The sequence below is a fragment of the Micromonospora sp. NPDC049171 genome (assembly GCF_040648275.1).
GTDB lineage: Bacteria > Actinomycetota > Actinomycetes > Mycobacteriales > Micromonosporaceae > Micromonospora.
Map to the genome: position 1 here is coordinate 1 of NZ_JBEZDJ010000014.1, position 19,200 is coordinate 19,200.

The 19,200-nt window shown below is 71.1% G+C and carries 18 protein-coding genes and 1 pseudogene; 7 read left to right on the forward strand and 12 right to left on the reverse strand.

Annotated features, from left to right (window positions below; all coding sequences use genetic code 11):
* Positions 1-162: 162 nt before the first annotated feature.
* Complete coding sequence (pgm, locus tag AB0B14_RS18670) at positions 163-1,803, reverse strand: phosphoglucomutase (alpha-D-glucose-1,6-bisphosphate-dependent) (protein ID WP_357523195.1); 1,641 nt, start codon at positions 1,801-1,803, stop codon at positions 163-165.
* Between the two features lie 31 nt (positions 1,804-1,834).
* Positions 1,835-3,067 carry a glucose-1-phosphate adenylyltransferase gene (gene glgC / locus AB0B14_RS18675; protein ID WP_357523197.1) on the reverse strand — a complete coding sequence of 411 codons (1,233 nt, stop codon included), beginning with the start codon at positions 3,065-3,067 and terminating at the stop codon, positions 1,835-1,837.
* Between the two features lie 72 nt (positions 3,068-3,139).
* Here glgC and glgA point away from each other — a divergent pair, with 72 nt between their 5' ends.
* Entirely contained in the window at positions 3,140-4,372 is a 1,233-nt protein-coding gene (glgA, locus tag AB0B14_RS18680) for a glycogen synthase (protein ID WP_357523199.1), read from the forward strand.
* Between the two features lie 13 nt (positions 4,373-4,385).
* Positions 4,386-4,880 carry a hypothetical protein gene (locus AB0B14_RS18685; protein WP_357523201.1) on the forward strand — a complete coding sequence of 165 codons (495 nt, stop codon included), beginning with the start codon at positions 4,386-4,388 and terminating at the stop codon, positions 4,878-4,880.
* Here AB0B14_RS18685 and AB0B14_RS18690 read toward each other — a convergent pair.
* A complete protein-coding gene (locus AB0B14_RS18690) occupies positions 4,852-5,862 on the reverse strand; it encodes an inositol-3-phosphate synthase (protein ID WP_357077487.1) in 1,011 nt (336 codons plus the stop codon). The genes AB0B14_RS18685 and AB0B14_RS18690 overlap by 29 nt on opposite strands.
* Positions 5,863-5,957: 95 nt before the next feature.
* Here AB0B14_RS18690 and AB0B14_RS18695 point away from each other — a divergent pair, with 95 nt between their 5' ends.
* Positions 5,958-7,208 carry a DUF222 domain-containing protein gene (locus AB0B14_RS18695; RefSeq protein ID WP_357523203.1) on the forward strand — a complete coding sequence of 417 codons (1,251 nt, stop codon included), beginning with the start codon at positions 5,958-5,960 and terminating at the stop codon, positions 7,206-7,208.
* 269 nt (positions 7,209-7,477) lie between these two features.
* Here the strand turns inward: AB0B14_RS18695 and AB0B14_RS18700 are convergent, their stop codons facing one another.
* Together AB0B14_RS18700 and AB0B14_RS18705 are read right to left on the reverse strand one after the other, a co-directional pair.
* Positions 7,478-8,308, reverse strand: coding sequence for an NAD-dependent epimerase/dehydratase family protein (locus AB0B14_RS18700; RefSeq protein ID WP_357523205.1), 831 nt, complete (start codon positions 8,306-8,308; stop codon positions 7,478-7,480).
* On the reverse strand, positions 8,305-8,721 hold the full coding sequence (locus AB0B14_RS18705; protein ID WP_357523207.1) for a nuclear transport factor 2 family protein: 417 nt from the start codon (positions 8,719-8,721) through the stop codon (positions 8,305-8,307). Before AB0B14_RS18705 ends, AB0B14_RS18700 begins: the two co-directional genes overlap by 4 nt.
* Positions 8,722-8,821: 100 nt before the next feature.
* Here AB0B14_RS18705 and AB0B14_RS18710 point away from each other — a divergent pair, with 100 nt between their 5' ends.
* A complete protein-coding gene (locus tag AB0B14_RS18710) occupies positions 8,822-9,379 on the forward strand; it encodes a helix-turn-helix domain-containing protein (RefSeq protein ID WP_357523209.1) in 558 nt (185 codons plus the stop codon).
* Between the two features lie 51 nt (positions 9,380-9,430).
* Here AB0B14_RS18710 and AB0B14_RS18715 read toward each other — a convergent pair whose 3' ends face one another.
* Together AB0B14_RS18715 and AB0B14_RS18720 are read right to left on the reverse strand one after the other, a co-directional pair.
* Positions 9,431-10,735 (reverse strand): helix-turn-helix domain-containing protein, encoded by a 1,305-nt coding sequence (locus AB0B14_RS18715; protein ID WP_357523210.1) that lies wholly within the window; start codon positions 10,733-10,735, stop codon positions 9,431-9,433.
* Between the two features lie 16 nt (positions 10,736-10,751).
* A complete protein-coding gene (locus tag AB0B14_RS18720) occupies positions 10,752-10,949 on the reverse strand; it encodes a hypothetical protein (RefSeq protein ID WP_357065549.1) in 198 nt (65 codons plus the stop codon).
* Positions 10,950-11,216: 267 nt separating this feature from the next.
* Here AB0B14_RS18720 and AB0B14_RS18725 point away from each other — a divergent pair, with 267 nt between their 5' ends.
* On the forward strand, positions 11,217-11,444 hold the full coding sequence (locus AB0B14_RS18725; protein WP_357065546.1) for a winged helix-turn-helix domain-containing protein: 228 nt from the start codon (positions 11,217-11,219) through the stop codon (positions 11,442-11,444).
* Positions 11,445-11,592: 148 nt separating this feature from the next.
* Here AB0B14_RS18725 and AB0B14_RS18730 read toward each other — a convergent pair whose 3' ends face one another.
* Together AB0B14_RS18730 and AB0B14_RS18735 are read right to left on the reverse strand one after the other, a co-directional pair.
* Positions 11,593-12,045, reverse strand: a complete 453-nt coding sequence (locus tag AB0B14_RS18730) for a type II toxin-antitoxin system VapC family toxin (RefSeq protein WP_357065543.1) — start codon at positions 12,043-12,045, stop codon at positions 11,593-11,595.
* Positions 12,038-12,277, reverse strand: coding sequence for an AbrB/MazE/SpoVT family DNA-binding domain-containing protein (locus AB0B14_RS18735; protein ID WP_357065541.1), 240 nt, complete (start codon positions 12,275-12,277; stop codon positions 12,038-12,040). The genes AB0B14_RS18730 and AB0B14_RS18735 overlap by 8 nt, the downstream gene beginning before the upstream one ends.
* Positions 12,278-12,517: 240 nt before the next feature.
* Between AB0B14_RS18735 and AB0B14_RS18740 the strand changes: the two are divergent.
* Positions 12,518-14,566, forward strand: a pseudogene (locus AB0B14_RS18740) (maltotransferase domain-containing protein); the annotation flags it as partial.
* Between the two features lie 218 nt (positions 14,567-14,784).
* Entirely contained in the window at positions 14,785-16,887 is a 2,103-nt protein-coding gene (gene glgB / locus AB0B14_RS18745; protein ID WP_357523212.1) for a 1,4-alpha-glucan branching protein GlgB, read from the forward strand.
* A gap of 63 nt (positions 16,888-16,950) precedes the next feature.
* On the opposite strand, the gene AB0B14_RS18750 is transcribed toward glgB, so the two are convergent.
* From AB0B14_RS18750 to AB0B14_RS18760, 3 genes are all read right to left on the reverse strand, one after another.
* Complete coding sequence (locus tag AB0B14_RS18750) at positions 16,951-17,478, reverse strand: DUF6346 domain-containing protein (RefSeq protein ID WP_357523214.1); 528 nt, start codon at positions 17,476-17,478, stop codon at positions 16,951-16,953.
* A 102-nt stretch (positions 17,479-17,580) separates the two neighbouring features.
* Entirely contained in the window at positions 17,581-17,964 is a 384-nt protein-coding gene (locus AB0B14_RS18755; RefSeq protein WP_357523216.1) for a hypothetical protein, read from the reverse strand.
* A 135-nt stretch (positions 17,965-18,099) separates the two neighbouring features.
* Positions 18,100-19,140: a phosphatase domain-containing protein gene (locus AB0B14_RS18760; protein WP_357065533.1), complete on the reverse strand. Its 1,041-nt coding sequence runs from the start codon at positions 19,138-19,140 to the stop codon at positions 18,100-18,102.
* Positions 19,141-19,200: the final 60 nt, after the last annotated feature.

The following is a 19,200-nucleotide window of genomic DNA, read 5'->3' on the forward strand; positions in this document are numbered from 1 at the left end:
CGCCGGTGCGCGCCGCGGTCGTCCGCGCGGGCGCGTGGTTTGTTTCTTTTTTCCCCCCCCCCGCGGGGGGGGGCTCAAAATAACACACACCCAACGGGGGGTGGCCGGGTGGGGTGGGTGGGAGGGGGTTGGGGTGGGGTGGGGGCGGGGGTGGGGGCGTTGTTAGGGGGTTAGGGCTTGGTCTACCAGGTTTTTGGCTTCTTCTTGGATCTGCTTGAGGTGGTCGGGGCCCTGGAAGGATTCGGCGTAGATCTTGTAGACGTCCTCCGTGCCAGACGGGCGCGCGGCGAACCAGCCGGACTTCGTGCTCACCTTCAGGCCGCCGATCGGGGCGTTGTTGCCGGGCGCGGTGGTCAACGTCGCGGTGATCGGCTCGCCGGCCAGCTCGGTCGCCGTCACCTGCTCCGGGGAGAGCTTGGCGAGCACGGCCTTCTGCTCCCGGGTGGCCGGTGCGTCGATCCGGGCGTACGCGGGTGCGCCGAACCGCTCGGCCAGCTCGGCCCAGTGCTCGCTCGGGCTGCGCCCGGTGGTCGCCAGGATCTCGGCGGCGAGCAGGCAGAGCAGCAGACCGTCCTTGTCGGTGGTCCAGGTGGAGCCGTCCCGGCGCAGGAACGACGCCCCCGCGCTCTCCTCACCGCCGAAGCCGACCGCGCCGTCCAGCAGGCCGGGCACGAACCACTTGAAGCCGACCGGCACCTCCAGCAACGGCCGACCCAGGTCAGCGGCGACCCGGTCGATCATCGACGAGGAGACGAGCGTCTTGCCCACGGCGGCGTCCGGACCCCATGCGGTACGCGTCCGGAACAGGTGCCCGATCGCCACCGCCAGGTAGTGGTTGGGGTTCATCAGGCCGGCGTCGGGGGTGACAATGCCGTGCCGGTCGGCGTCCGCGTCGTTGCCGGTGGAGATCTGGTAGTCGGCGCGGGCGGCGATCAGGGACGCCATCGCGTTGGGCGAGGAGCAGTCCATCCGGATCTTGCCGTCGCCGTCCAGCGTCATGAACCGCCAGGTCGGGTCGACGTTCGGGTTGACCACGGTCAGGTCCAGTCGGTGCCGTTCGGCGATCTCCCCCCAGTACGCCACGCTCGCCCCGCCCAGCGGGTCCGCGCCGATCCGGATCCCGGCGTCGCGGATCGCGTCGATGTCGATCGCCGCGGGCAGGTCGTCGACGTAGTGCGCGAGGAAGTCGTACTCCCCGGTGGTGTCCGCGGCCCGGGCCCGCGCGTAGGTGATCCGGCGGACCTCCTTGAGCCCGGCGGCGAGGATCGCGTTGGCGCGGTCCTGGATCCACCGGGTGACGTCGGTGTCGGCCGGCCCGCCGTTCGTGGGGTTGTACTTGAAGCCGCCGTCGTCCGGGGGGTTGTGCGACGGGGTGATGACGATGCCGTCGGCGAGCCCGCTGGTCCGCCCCCGGTTGTGGGTGAGGATCGCGTGCGACAGCGCCGGCGTCGGGGTGTAGCCGTCGCGGCTGTCGACGAGCACGGTGACCCCGTTGGCGGCGAGCACCTCCAGGGCGTCCACGGCGGCCGGGGCGGACAGCGCGTGGGTGTCCCGGGCGAGGAACAGCGGCCCGTCCAGGCCCTGCTCGCGGCGGTAGTCGCAGAGCGCCTGGGTGACCGCCAGGATGTGGTCGGAGTTGAACGCGTTGCGCAGGCTGGAGCCGCGGTGGCCGGAGGTGCCGAAGGAGACCTGCTGCGCCGGGTCCGCTGGGTCCGGATGCTCGGCGTAGTAGGCGGTCACCAGGCGCGGCACGTCGACCAGGTCGGCGGGCTCGGCGAGCTGGCCGGCACGGGGGTGGGTCACTGCGGGAACCTCCTCGGGGAGTGCGGCTCGGTCACGGTACGACCTTCTGGCCCTTGCCGATCACCACGATGCCATTGTCGGACACGGTGTAGCGCTGCCGGTCCTTCTCCAGGTCGACGCCGATCTCGGCGCCCTCCGGGACGAACACGTTCTTGTCCAGGATGGCCCGCCGGACGACCGCGTGCCGGCCGATCTCCACACCCTCCATCAACACGGAGCCCTCGACGTGCGCCCAGGAGTGCACCCGCACCTTTGGTGACACGATCGAGTTCTCGACGAGCGAACCGGAGATCACCACACCCGGGGAGACCATCGAGCCGACCGCCCGGCCGACCCGCTCACCCCACTGGTGGACGAACTTCGCCGGTGGCCACGGCGGCTGCTCGGTGTAGATCGGCCATTCGAAGTTGTACATGTTGAACACGGGGTGCACGTTGATCAGATCCATGTGCGCGTCGTAGAACGAGTCGAGGGTCCCCACGTCGCGCCAGTAGCCGCGGTCGCGGTCGTTGCTGCCCGGCACCTCGTTGTCGCGGAAGTCGTAGACGTTCGCCTCGCCCCGCTCGACGAGCATCGGGATGATGCTGCCGCCCATGTCGTGCTTGCTGGTTTTGTCTTCCGCGTCACGCTCGACCGCCTCGCACAGCGCGCGGGTGGTGAACACGTAGTTGCCCATCGAGGCGTAGATCTCGTCGGGGGCGTCCGGCAGACCGACCGCGTCGGTGGGCTTCTCGCGGAACGCCCGGATCCGCTTGCCGTCCTCGCCGACCTCGATGACGCCGAACTGGTCGGCCATCGACAGCGGCTGGCGGATGCCGGCGACGGTGACCGCGGCGCCGGAGGCGATGTGGTCCTCCACCATCTGCCGCGGGTCCATCCGGTAGATGTGGTCGGCGCCGAAGACGATCACGTAGTCGGGCTGCTCGTCGTGGATCAGGTTGAAGCTCTGGTAGATGGCGTCGGCCGAGCCGGCGAACCACCACGGGCCACGCCGCTGCTGCGCGGGCACCGGGGTGACGTAGTTGCCGAGCAGCGTGGACATCCGCCAGGTCTTGGTGATGTGTCGGTCGAGGGAGTGGGACTTGTACTGGGTCAGCACGACGATCTTGAGATAGCCGGCGTTGGCCAGGTTGGAGAGGACGAAGTCGACCATGCGGTACATCCCGCCGAACGGGACGGCCGGCTTGGCCCGGTCCGTGGTGAGTGGCATCAGGCGCTTGCCCTCCCCACCCGCCAGGACGATCGCGAGCACCTTGGCAGCCATGCCCCGACGCTATCCACCCGCGTCGCACTTCACCACTCGTACGGAGACTCTTCTGCATTAGGGTGCGGGGTCATGACGGAACCCACCCCGCTGCGCGTCGATCTGCTCACCCGCGAGTACCCGCCGGAGGTCTACGGCGGTGCCGGGGTGCACGTCGAGTACCTCGCCCGGGAGTTGCGCCGCCGCGCCGACGTGCGGGTGCACTGCTTCGGTCAGCCGCGCACCGAGCCGGGCGTCACCGCGTACCCCGAACCGCCCGGCCTGACCGGCGCGAACGCCGCGCTGCGCACGATGGGCGTCGACCTGGAGATGGCCGCCGGCGCGGCCGGCGCCGACGTCGTGCACAGCCACACCTGGTACGCCAACCTGGCCGGGCACACCGCGAAGCTGCTACACGGGGTGCCGCACGTGGTGACCGCGCACAGCCTGGAGCCGCTGCGGCCGTGGAAGGCCGAGCAGCTCGGCGGCGGCTACGCGCTCTCCTCCTGGATCGAGCGCACCGCGATGGAGGCCGCCGACGCGGTGATCGCGGTCAGTGGCGGGATGCGCAACGACGTGCTCACCGCCTACCCGCAGATCGACCCGGACCGGGTCCGGGTGGTCTACAACGGCATCGACACCATCCAGTACGCCCCGGACGCCGGCACCGACGTGCTGGACCGGCTCGGCGTCGACCCGTCCCGACCCAGCGTCGTTTACGTGGGAAGGATCACTCGGCAGAAGGGGCTGCCCTACCTGTTGCGGGCCGCCCGGGAGCTGCCGGCCGACACCCAGCTCGTGCTCCTCGCCGGAGCGCCGGACACTCCGGAGATCGCCGCCGAGGTGGCGGACCTGGTGGCCGAGTTGCGGGCCACGCGCTCCGGCGTGGTCTGGGTGGCCGAGATGCTGCCCAAGCCCGAGGTGATCCAGGTGCTCACCCACGCCACCGTCTTCGTCTGCCCCTCGGTGTACGAGCCGATGGGCATCGTCAACCTGGAGGCGATGGCCTGCGAGACGGCGGTGGTGGCGACGGCGACCGGCGGCATCCCGGAGGTGGTGGCCGACGGTGAGACCGGCCTGCTGGTCCCCATCGAGCAGGCCACCGACGGCTCCGGGACTCCGCTGGAGCCGGAGAAGTTCGTCGCCGACCTGGCGGCGGCGATCAACACGCTGCTCGCCGATCCGGCACGTACCGAGCGGTTCGGCCTGGCCGGCCGCCAGCGCGCGGTGGACCACTTCTCCTGGGACGCCATCGCCGGTCAGACCCTCGACGTGTACCGCTCCGTCGGCGCGGGCTCCGCTGGCTTCACGGGCTCCGCGGGCTGAGGCGGCCGGCGACATGCGGTACGACGAACTCGAAGCGGCGATCCTCCGTCTGGTAGTCGCGGCCGGTGAGGACGAGCTGCGCGCCTTCGGCCTCGACACGGTCACCCGGCTGGTCCGCAGCGACCTGCTCGACACCGCCGCGGACGACGAGTTGGACGAGGACGCGTGGGCGGCACTGGCCACCGCCCGGGAAAACGTCCGCACGGCCAGCGCGACGGAGCTACGCGCACAGCTGGAGCGGATCGACGCGGGCGTCCTCGCCGACGGCGACCTGGATCAGGGGCTCCTGATCGTCATCACCGCGCTCGAACACTGGACCACCTACCTGGAGGAGGACCAGCGCGGGGAGCTGTACGAGCTGGCCATCCGCTCCGTCGAGGAGGTCGACTTCCAGGTCTCGGCCGATCTCGACGACTTCCTCGCCACCCCGGAGATGACCGCCGAGTTCGCCCGGATCGAACGCCTGCTCACCACCGGCCTCAGATCGCCGTCCCCGGCGGGGACTTGAGTAACGGAGTCGCCTCGGCGGAGTGACCGCCACGCCCGTCGCGGAGCGCGCTCGCCGCGATGCGGATCAGGTCGATGTTGACCCCGGCCGCGCCGCTCGGATCATGCACCTTCAGCTTCACGTCGAGGCTCACCGCCGTCTCACCCCAGCCCTGCGCCTCGATGTTCAGGTGCGCCACCTTCTGCGACGCGAGGTGCGGTAGGTAGCCGAGCGGAGCGACCTCGACCGTGCCGGCGGTCCGTTGTTCCGTGGCGCTTTGGCCGGCGGAGGGTCGGTCGGCGGCGTGGCCGGCGGGGTGGCCTTCCGACAGGGCGTTGAGCTTGGACTGCTTCTTGGTGTTGGGGTTGTCGACCAGGTTGCGGAAGTCCTCGGTGCCGCCCAGATTGACCTGGTAGGAGCTGACCAGGGTGAGGCCCCGCTCCTGAAGGAGCCGCAGCAGCGCGTTGTGCAGCACCGAGGTGCCGAACTGGCTGGCCAGGTCGTCGCCCAGCAGCGGCAGGCCCGCCTCCTCGAACCTGTGCAGCACGTCCGGATCGCGGGCGACCGGGTCGGACGTGGTGTTGATGAAGGCGACACCCGCTGTGCGCGCTGCTTGCGCGTACGCCCGTGCCGTGTGCGGCCGCCCACTCGGCGCCGAGTAGAGCAGCACTTCCGCCCCGGCCAGCGCCGCCGCTACCCGTTCCACCTCCGTCGCGTCGACAAGGCCCTTCGTGACGGGTACGCCTGCTCTGGGTAGGTCGCAGTTGAGCCGGAGGAAATTGTTGGGCGGCAGGAAGATCGCCTCGGTCAGGTCCCGACCGATCTTCTCCTCGGAGGTGGCGAAGGCCGCCACGACGTCGATGTCCCCCACCCCGAGCCCGTCGATCATCGGCCTGCGGATGCCGACCAGACTGCCGCTCTGGCGGTAGAGAGCAAGCCCCTGCACCAATGCCGACGTGTTGTTACCGACGCCAACGACCGCGACCCGCACCCGTTCGACCATGGCCGGAGGCTACGTCACCTCCGATTCGGTGATCCACTGCGACCGCACCATCAACAGCGCCAAAAATGTCGTACACCTGTGCCAGTCTTCCCATCGTGATCGATGCGTTGGAGCAGGCCGAGGCCGCGGTGGCGGCCTGCTTCGACACGCCCGCCTGGGCCGCCTCCGAGCACGACCTCGTGGCGGCGCTGGACGCCACACACCGCGTCGAGCAACGGCTGGCCGCGGTGAAGCTGACCCTGATCCGGGAGCTGGACGGCCGAGGCACCGCGACCGCGCGGGGCGCCTCCTCCACGGCGGTCTGGCTGCGGGATCGGTTGCGGCTCGGGGTCGGCGCGGCCCGTCGTCTGGTCGAGCTGGCCGCTGCACTCGATGCCGCCCCGGCCGGCGTGCGGGACGCTCTGGCCGGTGGTGCGGTCGACGTGGAGCAGGTCCGGGTCATCGCCGGCACCGTCGAGACAGTCCAGGCCAGCGCCGGCCCGGAGGCCGCGGACAAGGCCGTCGGCGTCCTCGTCGACTGGGCAACACAGTTCGACGCCACCCTGCTGCGCAAACTCGGCACCCGCATCCTCGACCACGTCGCCCCGGAGGTCGCCGACGCCGCAGCCGAGGCCGCGTTGCGGGCACAGGAGTCGCGGGCCGCCCGCGACCGGCACGTCACCATCAGCGAGCAGCCCGACGGTCGGCTGCGCCTCGCCGGCATCCTCGACACCGAGGCCGCCGCCGTGCTGCGCGCCGCCATCGACCCGCTCACCGCACCCACCGGCCCCGACGACACCCGCACCCCAGGCCAACGCCGGCACGACGCCCTCGCCGACGTGTGCCGGCTGGCCCTGCGCACCGGCGAGCTACCCGAGAACGGCGGAGACGTCGCCCAGGTCGTCGTCACCACCAGCTACGACGGGTTGGCCCGGCAGTTGGGCACCGGCGCTCTCGACATCGGCGCACACCTCACCCCCGAGGCCGTGCGTCGGCTCGCCTGCGACGCGGCGGTCCTGCCGGCCGTCCTCGGTGGTTCCGGCCAACCCCTCGACGTCGGCCGGCAACGCCGACTCGTCACCGGGCCGCTACGACGAGCCCTGGTGCTCCGAGACCGGGGCTGCGCGTTCCCCGGCTGCGACCGACCACCGCGCTGGTGCGACGGCCACCACATCCGGCACTGGGCCGACGGCGGCCCGACCAGCCTCGACAATGCTGTGCTGCTCTGCGGCCACCACCACCGACACCTGCACCACAGCGACTGGGTCGTGCGAATGGCAGGCGACGGCCACCCCGAATTCATCCCACCGGCGTGGCTCGACCCCGACCAGCTCCCCCGCCGCAACCTCTACCACCGGCGCAACTAAGGCCTGTTTCATCAGGGCGGTCGTGCCGAGGCGGAGTCCAGGCGGCGATCCGGCAAGGCGCGGTTTCGTCCGGATAAAACACCGGTATCCGGATGAAACCGCAACGCCGGTGTCGTTCAGGCCGGCCTGTGGCGGGCCCGGGCGGCGACCGGCCGCGTTGGAGATTGGTCCGGGTAGAACACCGGGATCCGGCCCACTCTCCGCCTCGGCGGGCCACCCGACGGCCGCGTCCCCCAACTCTGGACGGGACACGGACAGCCGACCGGGTGTCAGCCTGGACTGTCGTTGCGGAGGCGGTCCCGGCAGAAGTCCCGGAAGGATCGTGGCGTACGACCTGTCACATCTTCGACGGTCGACGTCGTCCGGTCCTCCGCGCCTGCCGCGATCGCCGTGTCCAGGCTCGCGAGGAAGCGGGCGAAGTCCGGCGGTATGCCGTTCGCGCTGTGGCGTTCGGCCAGTTCCGCCGGGTCGATCGCCCGGTGCCGGACCGGCCGGCCACCGACCTCGGTGAGGACGGCGGCGACAGCGTCGTAGCTCAGCGCCTCTGGTCCGGTGATGATGTGGTCGGTGTTGTGCGGCGTCGGGTCCGTGAGAGCCCGCACCGCCACCTCGGCGATGTCGGCAGGATCGACGAAGCCGACCCGGGCGGTGCCGGTGGCGCTGACGATCTCGCCATGGTCGCGGGCGCTCACCGCGTACGGCTGCTCACCCACGAAGTTCTCCATGAACCAGGACGGCCGCAGTACCGCCCATTCCGCGAACAGCTCACCGAGGCGTGCGTGCACCAGGCCCAGTCCGTGCTCGGCGGGTGGGACGGCCGAGGAGCTGAGCAGCACCACCCGGCGGACACCGGCGCCGCGTGCCCGCTCCAGGAAGGGCAGCATGATCGGTGCCGGGTCGACCTCGCCGACCGGGGGGATGGCGTAGATCGCGCGCACGCCAACCAGAGCGTCCGGGTGGGTGGTCGGGTCGCGCCAGTCGAAGCGGACCCCTCCGGTGGCGGGGCGTCGGCTGGCGATCCGGGTGGGGTGACCGCGCTCGGCAAGCGTGGCGGCGACGATACGGCCGGTGGTCCCGGTGCCACCGATGACCAGGATCATGAGCGCACCAGGCCGCCACCGAGCAGCTCCTGGGCGGCGATCGGATCCCAGTAGTCGCGATAGTGCGCGAGCCGCCCGTCCCGGATGGTCAGGACGGCGATGTAGCGCACCTCGTACGGTCGACCCGTCGCGACGACGAAGCCGGAGGCGACGAACTCGACGACGATGACCTCGGGGTCCATGGTCTCGTGCACGGTTCGATCGCGGATCTCGCGGACGTCGAGCAGGGCGGGGTAATTGATCAGGTACTCGTGCAGCTCGGCGCGGCCGGCTACCCGACGCGGCTGGCCGGGCGGTGCGAACGGGAGCTCCAGCACCGCATCCTCGGCAAACAGCGCGATGAAGCCGGCCATGTCCTTGGCGAGCAGCAGCTCCATGCCGCGATGGAACACGGCGGTGGGGTGGTCCGACATGATCGTCCTTTCGTCGTCCGGGACGGTCGCGATAAGATTCGGACCGCCGGTCCGCTTAAACTATACGGACCGCTAGTCCGTTTGGCGAGAGGGGTGCCCGGTGCGGGCCGATGCGCTACGCAACAGGGAGTCGGTGCTGGCCGCCGCCGGGCGTCTCTTCGACGCCGCCGCCGACCCCGATCAGGTGTCGATGGACGACATCGCCACCGCCGCCGGCGTCGGCAAGGGCACCCTGTTCCGGCGCTTCGGCGACCGCATCGGGCTCATCCGCGCCCTCTACGAGCAACGGGGACTGCGGTTGCGGGATGCGCTCGCGGTGTCACCCGACCGGCCGGCGGCGGAGCAGGCCGTCGACCTGCTGCGGGCCATGCTGCGCTTCAAGCTCGACAACCGGGTGCTCACGCTGGCGCTGGAGAGCGCCGGGGGCGGCAGTCCGTACCGCAATGAGGCGTACGACCACTGGCACGCCCTGCTGGCCGACCTCGTCGCGGAGGCACGCGGCCCGCAGGCGGCGGACTACCTGGCCCACGCCCTGCTCGCCGCCGTCCGCAGCGACCTGGTCGAGCACCTGCGCGACTGGCCCGAAGCGCGGTGGCACGAGGGACTGACCGCACTTGTCGACTCCGTGCTCGGGGACGACGGCCACCGCGCTGACTGATTCCCCCCGGACCGGGCACGCCACCATCGCGCGCCGGCCAGGTGACGCCCGTCAGGCGACGCCGAGGGTGGTGGCGAGCTGGACGATGCCGGCGGGCGCGTCGGCGGACCGCCACACGACGGCGACCAGCTTTCGTACCGCCGGACGGTCGTGCACCTCGCTGTGGGCGGCGCGTTGCGCGTCGAGAAGCGTCCGGCCAGCCCGGAGCATGTCGCCGGCCAGGGCGTACGCGCGGGCCACATCGAGGAGGTACGCGGCACGGTGCTCGGGCGGCAGCCACCGCCACTCCTCGCCTGCCACCAGCCGCTCGTGTCGAGCGGTGGCCGTGGTGACATCGCCAAGGGCCGCCTCGGCCACCACCCGGCCGGCCTCGACCACCGCCCGGCCAAAACCCACGCCGCCAAAACCCGCGCCACCCAAGCCCGCGCCACCCAAGCCCGCGCCGCCAAAACCCGCGCCGCCGAGGCCCGCGCCGCCAAAACCCGCGCCGCCCAAGCCCGCGCCATCGGTACCGCTATCGCCGCCAGCCCCGTTGCCGTCCGCACCGAGCTTCCCAGCGATCTCCGTGGCCTGGTCGAGCGCGCGACGCGTGCCATGGTGGTCTTTGCCGCCGGCAGCGGCGAGCGCGGCCTGGATCAGTAGCGTGCCCCGAAGCGATGAAACGACCGGCGAGTCGTCGCCGGCCCGGAACGCACCGAGGCGGTCAGCGGCGACGAGCGCCGCGTCCAGGGCGGACCGTCGTCGACCACGGGACCGCAGAGCCTGACTCAGTGACACGGTGGCGACGGCGGCCACCTGCGGAGCGTCAGTCGCCTGGGCGGCGGCCATCGCACGGTCGGCGGCCAGCCAGGCCAACTCCCCCTGGTCGACCTTCACCAGCACCAGCGCCGTGAGCGCGTACACCCGAGCCAGCAGCGCGTCGGTCACGCCGGGGTGGGCGGCCTGCGCTTCGCGCGCGGCGTCGAGCAGGCCGGGCAGCAGTGCCAGCAACGCCGGGTACCGGGCGTGCCGATAACTCTGCTCGGCGTGGTCCAGCCGGGCACGCAACTCCTCAACCAACGGCGGCCTGGTCGTGCCCCGTAGGTGATAGCGCGCCAGCGCCGTCCGGATCCCATCCACCCCGGCGGCGACCGGAGTCGGCCGCAGGGGCCGGGTGGCCAGCAGAACCTCCACGTCGATGCGGAGCGTCTCGGCGACCTCCCGAAGGTTGGACACCCGCTCCAGCCGGCGTACCCCACGCTCGACCTTGTCCACCCAACTCTTCGACTTGCCCAGCCGGTCGGCGAACTGCTGCTGGGTCATGTTGCGCCGTACCCGCCACTGCGCGACCCGGCGACCCACCGGCAGCTCGTTCACCGCCGGCCCGTCCCGCTCACCGCAGCACCCCCACCACAAACAACAGGAGTACGACCACCGCGATCGCGATGCCGTAGGAGTACTGCCGCCGGGTCAGCGGCGCCCGCGTCGGCCGGGGCGGACCGGGCACCCGATCTCCGTCCGGCTGCGGAGGCCGAGCACCGGCAATCGGGTACGCGGGCGGCAGCGGCCCCTCCGGCAGACGCTCGTCCAACTATGCCTCCTAGCGGCGCGACGGAGATGGTCGGTGGGTGGTGGTCGTGGTCGGTCGGTGCTGGGCGATGGAAGGTGCAGGTCGGGGCGGGTCGCACGGGGAAGCCGTTGCATGTCCCCGGCGTGGCCGCTCGGGACACTCCGCTGCTGACGAGAGGATCCCTGTCGCCTCCCAACTTAGAAGGCACTGCCTTCACAGTCAACAGAGCATGCACGGTGTGTCACTCATGGTGCGAAGATCGGTGCGCTGACGAGAGGTGGCACCGCCATGCCGCAGGCACCGCTTTACGAGCAGATCATCACTGACGTTTCGGCTTCGATCCGGGCGAGCACGCTGCAGCCCGGCGACAAGCTGCCGTCCATCGCCGAGATGCGCGAGCAGTACCAGTCAAGTGCCTGGCCAGTGCGTTACGCGCTCCGGATTCTGGAGGAGCGAGGCTGGATCGTCACCCGCCAGGGCAAGGGGTCGTTCGTGGCACCGAACCCGCCCGCCTGACTCCGTTCGCGCCCCTCGCCGGCCTAGATCCACTCGGGTTTCAGGAAACCGCCGCATCCGGGTCGCGTCGATGCCGCGCTTTCATTGAACCCGTGTGGATCTCGACGGCGGTCGGCGCCCATGGCCCCGGCCATGGGCCCGGGGGCGGTCAGTCGCCGGGTGTGGTCAGCGTCAGTGTCGGGAAGTACGTGCGGTATCGCGCCCCATCACGGGTCAGCAGGTTGTAACGGCACACGGCCGCATGCGCGCCGATATAGAAGTCGGCAAGCGGCGACCGCTTCGCGCCGCCCAGCCTCCGATATCGCGCATAGGCCTTGCCTGCGAGGAAGCCTGCCAGGTATGGAAGCTCCTCGCGAAGGAAGTCCCCAGCCGGCAGCGCCTCGTCCAATTCCTCAATGCGGTCGAAGCGGACCGACACCTCGGCGTACACGATCGGGTTGATCACCAGATAGCCCGCGTCACGGGCCTCGGCGAGGGCGGTCCCGGACCACTCCGCCCACTTCGGGTCATCGGTCAGGATGTCCAGCAGCACGTTGGTGTCGACCAGGGTCGTCACCGCCTCGGGCGGACGTGGCGGCACCGCGCGGAGCCGATCACTCACCACGCAGCAACTCCATCAGCTCCTCGGTGGACATGTGCTCGGTCTCCTTGGCGCTCCCCCGGCCCCGCATGTGGCGCACGAGGCGCTCCCCCCGGGTGTCGGCACCGTGCACGCGCACGATGCGGAGGGCCCCGCCCTCCTCCACCACATCGACCTCATCACCCTCATGCAGGTTGTATTGGGCCCGCAACGCTGCCGGAATGGTGACTTGGCCCTTGCTATTCAACCGCATACCCGACCCCCTGTCACGTGTCACATATGATACGCGACACTGATCCCTGTGCATCACACATGATGCGTAGCCATCGCCCGGCCTAGATCCACTCGGGTTTCAGGAAACCGCCGCATCCGGGTCGCCTCGATACCGCGGTTTCAAGGAACGCGTGTGGATCTTCACGCGAGACCCCGGGGTGAGGGGCGGACCGGCGGGCTTGGCCGCGCGCGAACTGATCTCGCGCAGTAGGTTGGCGGGGTGACTGGACGGTTCCCGATCGAAGACGTCTCCCCTGTCGTCTCGTGCGGGCGGTACCCGGCCAAGGCGGTGGTCGACGAGCCGGTCCCGGTGTCGGCCCGCGCCTACCGGGAGGGGCACGACGCGCTGGGCTGCAACGTGGTGTGGGCTGGTCCGGACGGCGCGAGCCGGCCGTTCACCCGGATGCGCCCCGGCGAGCCCGGCCAGGACCGCTGGCACGCCACCATCGCGCCGGACGCGGTGGGCGAGTGGACCTTCGCCGTCGAGGCGTTTCAGGACCCGTACCTGACCTGGCAGAACGCGGTGACCAAGAAGATCGCCGCTGGGCAGGGGCCGGAGGATCTGGCGAACGACCTGGCCGAGGGCGCCCGGGTGCTGACTGCCGCCCGGGGCCTCGTGCCGGCCGCCGACCGGCCCCGGGTCGCCGACGCGCTCACCGCGCTCGTCGACACCGACCTGCCGCTGCCGCAGCGGGTCGGCCCGGCGCTGGCCCTGGCCGACCTGCTCTGGGCGCACCCGGTGCGCGAGTTGGTCACCACCGGTGGCACGTACTCGATCTGGGTGGACCGCAAGCGGGCCCTCTACTCGGCCTGGTACGAGTTCTTCCCCCGCTCCGAGGGGGCGACGCAGGACCGGTCCGGGACCTTCGCCACCGCCACCGAGCGGCTGCCGGGGGTGGCCGCGATGGGCTTCGACGTGCTCTACCTGCCGCCGATCCACCCGATCGGCCGGGTCAACCGCAAGGGCCGCAACAACGCGCTCACCGCCGGGCCGACCGACGTGGGCTCGCCGTGGGCGATCGGCGCCGCCGAGGGCGGCCACGACAGGATCCACCCCGATCTGGGTACGCCGGCAGACTTCCGCGCCTTCGTCCAGGCGGCGGCGGCGCAGGGCCTGGAGGTGGCGATGGACCTGGCGTTGCAGTGCGCGCCGGACCACCCGTGGGTGACCGAGCACCCGGAGTGGTTCACCACCCGGGCCGACGGCAGCATCGCGTACGCGGAGAACCCGCCGAAGAAGTACCAGGACATCTACCCGGTCAACTTCGACAACGACCCGGAGGGCATCCGGGCCGAGGTGCTGCGGGTGGTGCTGCACTGGGTGGGCGAGGGCATCCGGATCTTCCGGGTCGACAACCCGCACACCAAGCCGTTCGACTTCTGGCACTGGCTGATCGCCGAGGTGAAGTCCGTCGACCCGGACGTGCTGTTCCTGGCCGAGGCGTTCACCCGGCCGGCCATCATGCACGGGCTCGGCAAGATCGGCTTCACCCAGTCGTACACCTATTTCACCTGGCGCACGACTGCCGCGCAGATGCGGGAGTACTGCGAGGAACTGGTCGCGTCGGCCGACCACATGCGGCCGAACTTCTGGCCGAACACCCCGGACATCCTGCACGAGTCGTTGCAGCACGGCGGCCCGCCGATGTTCAAGATCCGGGCGGTGCTGGCCGCACTGCTCTCCCCCTCCTGGGGCCTGTACGCGGGCTACGAGCTGTTCGAGCACGTGGCCCGGCCGGGCGCGGAGGAATACCTGGACAACGAGAAGTACGAGCTGCGCCCCCGCGACTGGGCCGGCGCCGAGGCGCAGGGCCGCTCGCTGGCGCCGTTCCTGGCGACCCTCAACCGGGTACGCCGCGACAACCCCGCCCTGCACCAGCTCCGCAACCTGGTCTTCCACGAGATCGACAACCCGGCGCTGCTGTGCTGGTCGAAGCACGACCCGGACACCGGCAACACCGTCATCGTGATCTGCTCGTTCGACCCGCGCATCGTGCAGTGGGGCAACACCACCCTCGACATGCCGGCGCTCGGCTTCGACTGGCACGAGCGGTTCACCGTGCACGACGAGCTGACCGGCACCAGCTACGACTGGGGTCAGCGCAACGCGGTGCGGCTCGACCCGTACCTGCAACCGGCGCACGTGTTGACCGTGCGCCGGCCCACCCCGCCGACCGAGCCACAGCCGACGGGCGTCGAACCGGCGGACCTCACCGTCGCCGAGGTACCGGACGACCTGTCCGGCGGCACCGCGCCGACGACTCCGGCCACCACGGCCCCGGCCCCGGCGACCACGACTCCGGCCCCGGCCACCACGGCCCCGGCCACCACGACCCCGGCCCCGGCCCCGGCCACCACGACTCCGGCCACCACGGCCCCGGCCGCCACGACCCCGGCCACTGTGGCGTCCCGGCTGTCCGCCGCCCGCTCGGCTGCCGCCCGCTCGTCCCGTACCGCACCGACCGACGCCGCCCCGAAGGACGACAGATGGACCAGCTGATCACCGGCGCGACGCACGACCCGCACGCGCTGCTCGGCGCGCACCCCGCCGACTCCTCGACGACGATCCGCACGCTGCGTCGGGGCGCCGGGGACGTGGTGCTGCTCGTCGGCGACGAGCGGTACCCGATGAAGCGGGTGCACGACGTGGGCGTCTTCGAAGCCCAGGTCGACGGCACCGTGCTCGACTACCGGGTGGAGGTCGACGGCACCGCCCACGACGACCCGTACCGCTATCCGCCGACCCTCGGTGAGCTGGACCTGCACCTGATCCGGGAGGGCCGGCACGAGCGGCTGTGGGACGCGCTGGGCGCGCGGGTCTTCGACGAGGGTGTGGCGTTCAGCGTGTGGGCGCCCAACGCCCGCGGGGTGCGGGTGGTCGGCGACTTCACCGGCTGGGCCCCCGACGACGGCTGGCCGATGCGGTCACTCGGCTCCAGTGGCGTGTGGGAGCTGTTCGTCCCCAACGCCCGGGTCGGTGCCCGCTACAAGTACCGGGTGCTGGGTGCCGACGGGCAGTGGCGGGACAAGGCCGACCCCCTGGCCGCGTACGCCGAGGTGCCGCCGGCCACCGCCTCGGTGGTGCACCACTCGACGTACCTGTGGAACGACGCGGACTGGCTGGCCCGGCGGGCCGAGCGGCGCCCGCACCAGGAGCCGATGAGCGTCTACGAGGTGCACCTCGGTTCGTGGCGGCCCGGGTTGGGCTACCGCGAGTTGGCCGAGCAGCTCACCGCGTACGTGACCGAGCTGGGCTTCACGCACGTGGAGTTCCTGCCGGTGATGGAGCACCCATTCGGTGGTTCGTGGGGCTACCAGGTCACCGGCTACTACGCGCCGACGTCCCGGTTCGGTGACCCGGACGACTTCCGGTACCTGGTCGACAGGCTGCACGCCACCGGCGTCGGCGTGCTCCTGGACTGGGTGCCCGCGCACTTCCCGAAGGACGAGTGGGCCCTCGCGCGCTTCGACGGCACCCCGCTCTACGAGCACCCCGATCCGCGCCGCGGCGAGCACCCCGACTGGGGTACGTACGTGTTCGACTTCGGCCGCAACGAGGTGCGCAACTTCCTGGTCGCCAACGCGCTCTACTGGTGCGACCAGTTCCACGTCGACGGGCTGCGGGTGGACGCCGTCGCCTCGATGCTCTACCTGGACTACTCCCGGGAGCACGGGCAGTGGGCCCCGAACCAGTACGGCGGTCGGGAGAACCTGGAGGCCATCGCGCTCATGCAGGAGGTGAACGCGACTGTCTACAAGCACCACGCCGGGGTCGTCATGATCGCCGAGGAGTCCACCGCTTGGCCCGGCGTCACCCGCACGACGGCCGAGGGCGGGCTGGGCTTCGGGTTCAAGTGGAACATGGGCTGGATGCACGACACCCTGCTCTACACCTCGAAGGACCCGATCTACCGCCAGCACCACCACCACCAGCTCACCTTCTCCCTGGCGTACGCCTGGAGCGAGAACTACGTGCTGCCGATCAGCCACGACGAGGTGGTGCACGGCAAGGGCTCACTGGCCGGCAAGATGCCCGGCGACACCTGGCAGCGGTTGGCGAACGTGCGCGCGCTGTTGGCGTACATGTGGGCGCACCCGGGCAAGCAACTGCTCTTCATGGGCTCCGAGCTGGCCGACGACCGGGAGTGGAGCGAGGAACGCGGCCTCGACTGGTATTTGCTGCACGACCCGGCCCGCGCCGGCGTGCAGCGCCTCGTCGCCGACCTGAACCGGGTCTACCGGGACACCCCGGCGCTGTGGGCACAGGACACCGACCCGGCCGGGTTCCGGTGGATCGCCGGCGACGACGTCGCCAACAACACCGTGTCGTTCGTCCGGATCGCCCCGGACGGCTCGACGCTGGTGTGCGTGGCGAACTTCTCCGCCCAGCCGCTGCACGACTACCGGATCGGCCTGCCGGCCGGCGGCACGTGGACGGAGGTGCTCAACACCGACGCCCACCACTACGGCGGCTCCGGGGTGGGCAACCTGGGCCAGGTACGCGCCGAGGACGTGCCGTGGCACGGGATGGTCGCCTCGGCCGCCCTCCAGGTGCCGCCGCTCGGCGCCGTCTGGCTGCGCCAGGGCTAATCCGCTGAAGCCGTCCCCACGAGCGCGTGATCCTGAGCAGCTCAACCCGTTACGCCTCGTCGATCATGGAGTTGTGGTGGGTGGCAAAGCGCCCGCACAGCACCGAATCAGGCACCACAACTCCATGATCGACATGGTTCTCCGCGACACCACGGTACGCACCTCGCGACCGTCGCGGGTCTGGACCGTCACCGCGCAGTGCCACCAGTAGCCGAACCCATCGCCGCTCACCGGACCGACCCGGCGGCACTCGTGGACCGTCGCCTCCACCGGCTGCAGGGCAGGGGTGAACTTGAACACTCCCACGCCCGGGTAGCAGCTCCGCACGGTGTCCAGCGCCAGCATCGAGGCGACGAGGCCGGCCGCGAACTGCGTCAGCCGCCCCCCAGAACGGCCCGCGCCGCTCGTACACGGCGGTCTGTTCGCCCGGTAGGCACGCGGCCTCGTCCATGTCGCCGTCGTTCGGCTCGGCCGGGCGTGCCACGCGTCCACCGTCACGCCCAACTCCTGCCCAGGCGGGTCGGATGGGACCGTAGCCCAGCACGGCAACCCGGGCGGCGGCCAGGATCGGCGGTCAGACCAACACCTCACCCCAACCGTTCGCCGGATTCCTGCTGAACATCACCATCATGAAGCCGAACACGGCCCACAGCAGCAGGCCGCCGAACCACGCACCCCAACTCCTCATCGGCATCAGAGCCCTTCGCGAATAGCCTGCCTGATCCGCCGAACTGTCTCGTCCCGATAGGGAACAGCGTCGCGCGCCTGCCAGACGAAGCCCGGACCCGTGGGGAGGATGGCGCAGAAGGAGACGGTGTCGCCGTACCGGGAACTGATCGTCAACCGCGCGCCGGACGCGGGTTCGGCGGCCGTCACGTCCGGAAGGCTCATCGACTTGGCGCGAACCCAGGCCTCTCCAGGGTTGTGGATTTTCCAGATCCGAGCAGGAGCGAAGAGCAGGCGCCTGGTGGTGAGGACGAGGAGAGCACCGTAGGCGCTGAACACCGTTCCACCAAAGGGAAGGTATCCCCGCTGGGTGAACAGGACGGGATCGTCAGGCGCCAACTGTGGCTGCACGTATCGCACCATCGACCCCCGCTCCGGCCGCCCACGGCGGCTGCTCGGGTGGGACCGTAGCGCAGCGCGGCAACCCCGGCGGCGGTCAGGCCGGGCCGGCGTCGGCGGCTGGCCGTCGCGGCCCGTGACCGGCGGTCAGACCAGGTTGGCGTCGCGCAGCAGTTGCCACAGGCCGGCGCCGTCCGGCGCGGAGAGCCACTTCTGCCCCACCGGCCCCGACGACGGGCGGCCGGCCGGGGCGGGCAGGGTGCCGGCCAGCACGGACTGCGTCGGGGAGAGCCGGCGGATCGCCACCCCGGCGACGTTCTCCGGGTGGGCGGCGGCGAACTCCCGGTAGATCTCCTGGTCGTGCTGGCCGTCGTCGCCGACCAGCAGCCAACGCACGTCGGGGAACTCCCGGGCCAGCCGGGCCAGGGTGACCCGTTTGTGTTCCATTCCGCTGCGGAACCAGCGGTCGGCGGTCGGGCCCCAGTCGGTGAGCAGCAGCGGCCCGGCCGGGTAGAGGTGTCGGGACAGGAACCGGGTCAGGGTGGGCGCCACGTTCCACGCGCCGGTGGAGAGGTAGAAGACCGGGGCGCCGGGGTGCGCGGTGACCAGCCGCTCGTAGAGCACGGCCATGCCGGGCACGGCGTTGCGGGCGTGCTCGTCGAGGACGAACGTGTTCCACGCCGCGAGCAGCGGCCGGGGCAGCGCGGTCACCATCACCGTGTCGTCGATGTCGGAGATGATGCCGAACTTGACCTCCGGGTCGAGGATGCGCACCGGCGCGTCGACCGGCTCGGCGTCCGGGACGCTGAGCCGAACCGTGCCCCAGCCGGGTGGCAGGTCGGCCTCGACGAGCGTGTCGACGAAGCCGCTGCGGTCGGCCTGCGTCTCGTGCCGTACCCCGCCGGCCTCGATGGTCACCGTGACGTGCTTGTTGGGCAGGGTGGTGAAGCTGCGCCAGCCACGGACCTTGTCCAGCCGACCCCGCTGCCGGGTGTCCGGTCGGCCCAGCAACACCCGGCACATCACCCGCACCCAGCCCGGGGCGCCATAACCGGTGTACGCGACGATGTTGACCCGCCAGCCGGTGCGCCGCAGCCGGCGCTGGACGAGCTGGTGCACGGCGTCCTCGATCCGCGCAGCCCGGTGCAGGTTCGGAACGGCCAGCTGGCCGGCGGGAGTGGGTGGCACGCGCCAACCCTGCCACACCTCGGCAGACACGGCCACGCGAGCCGATCCCGGCCGCGCCGA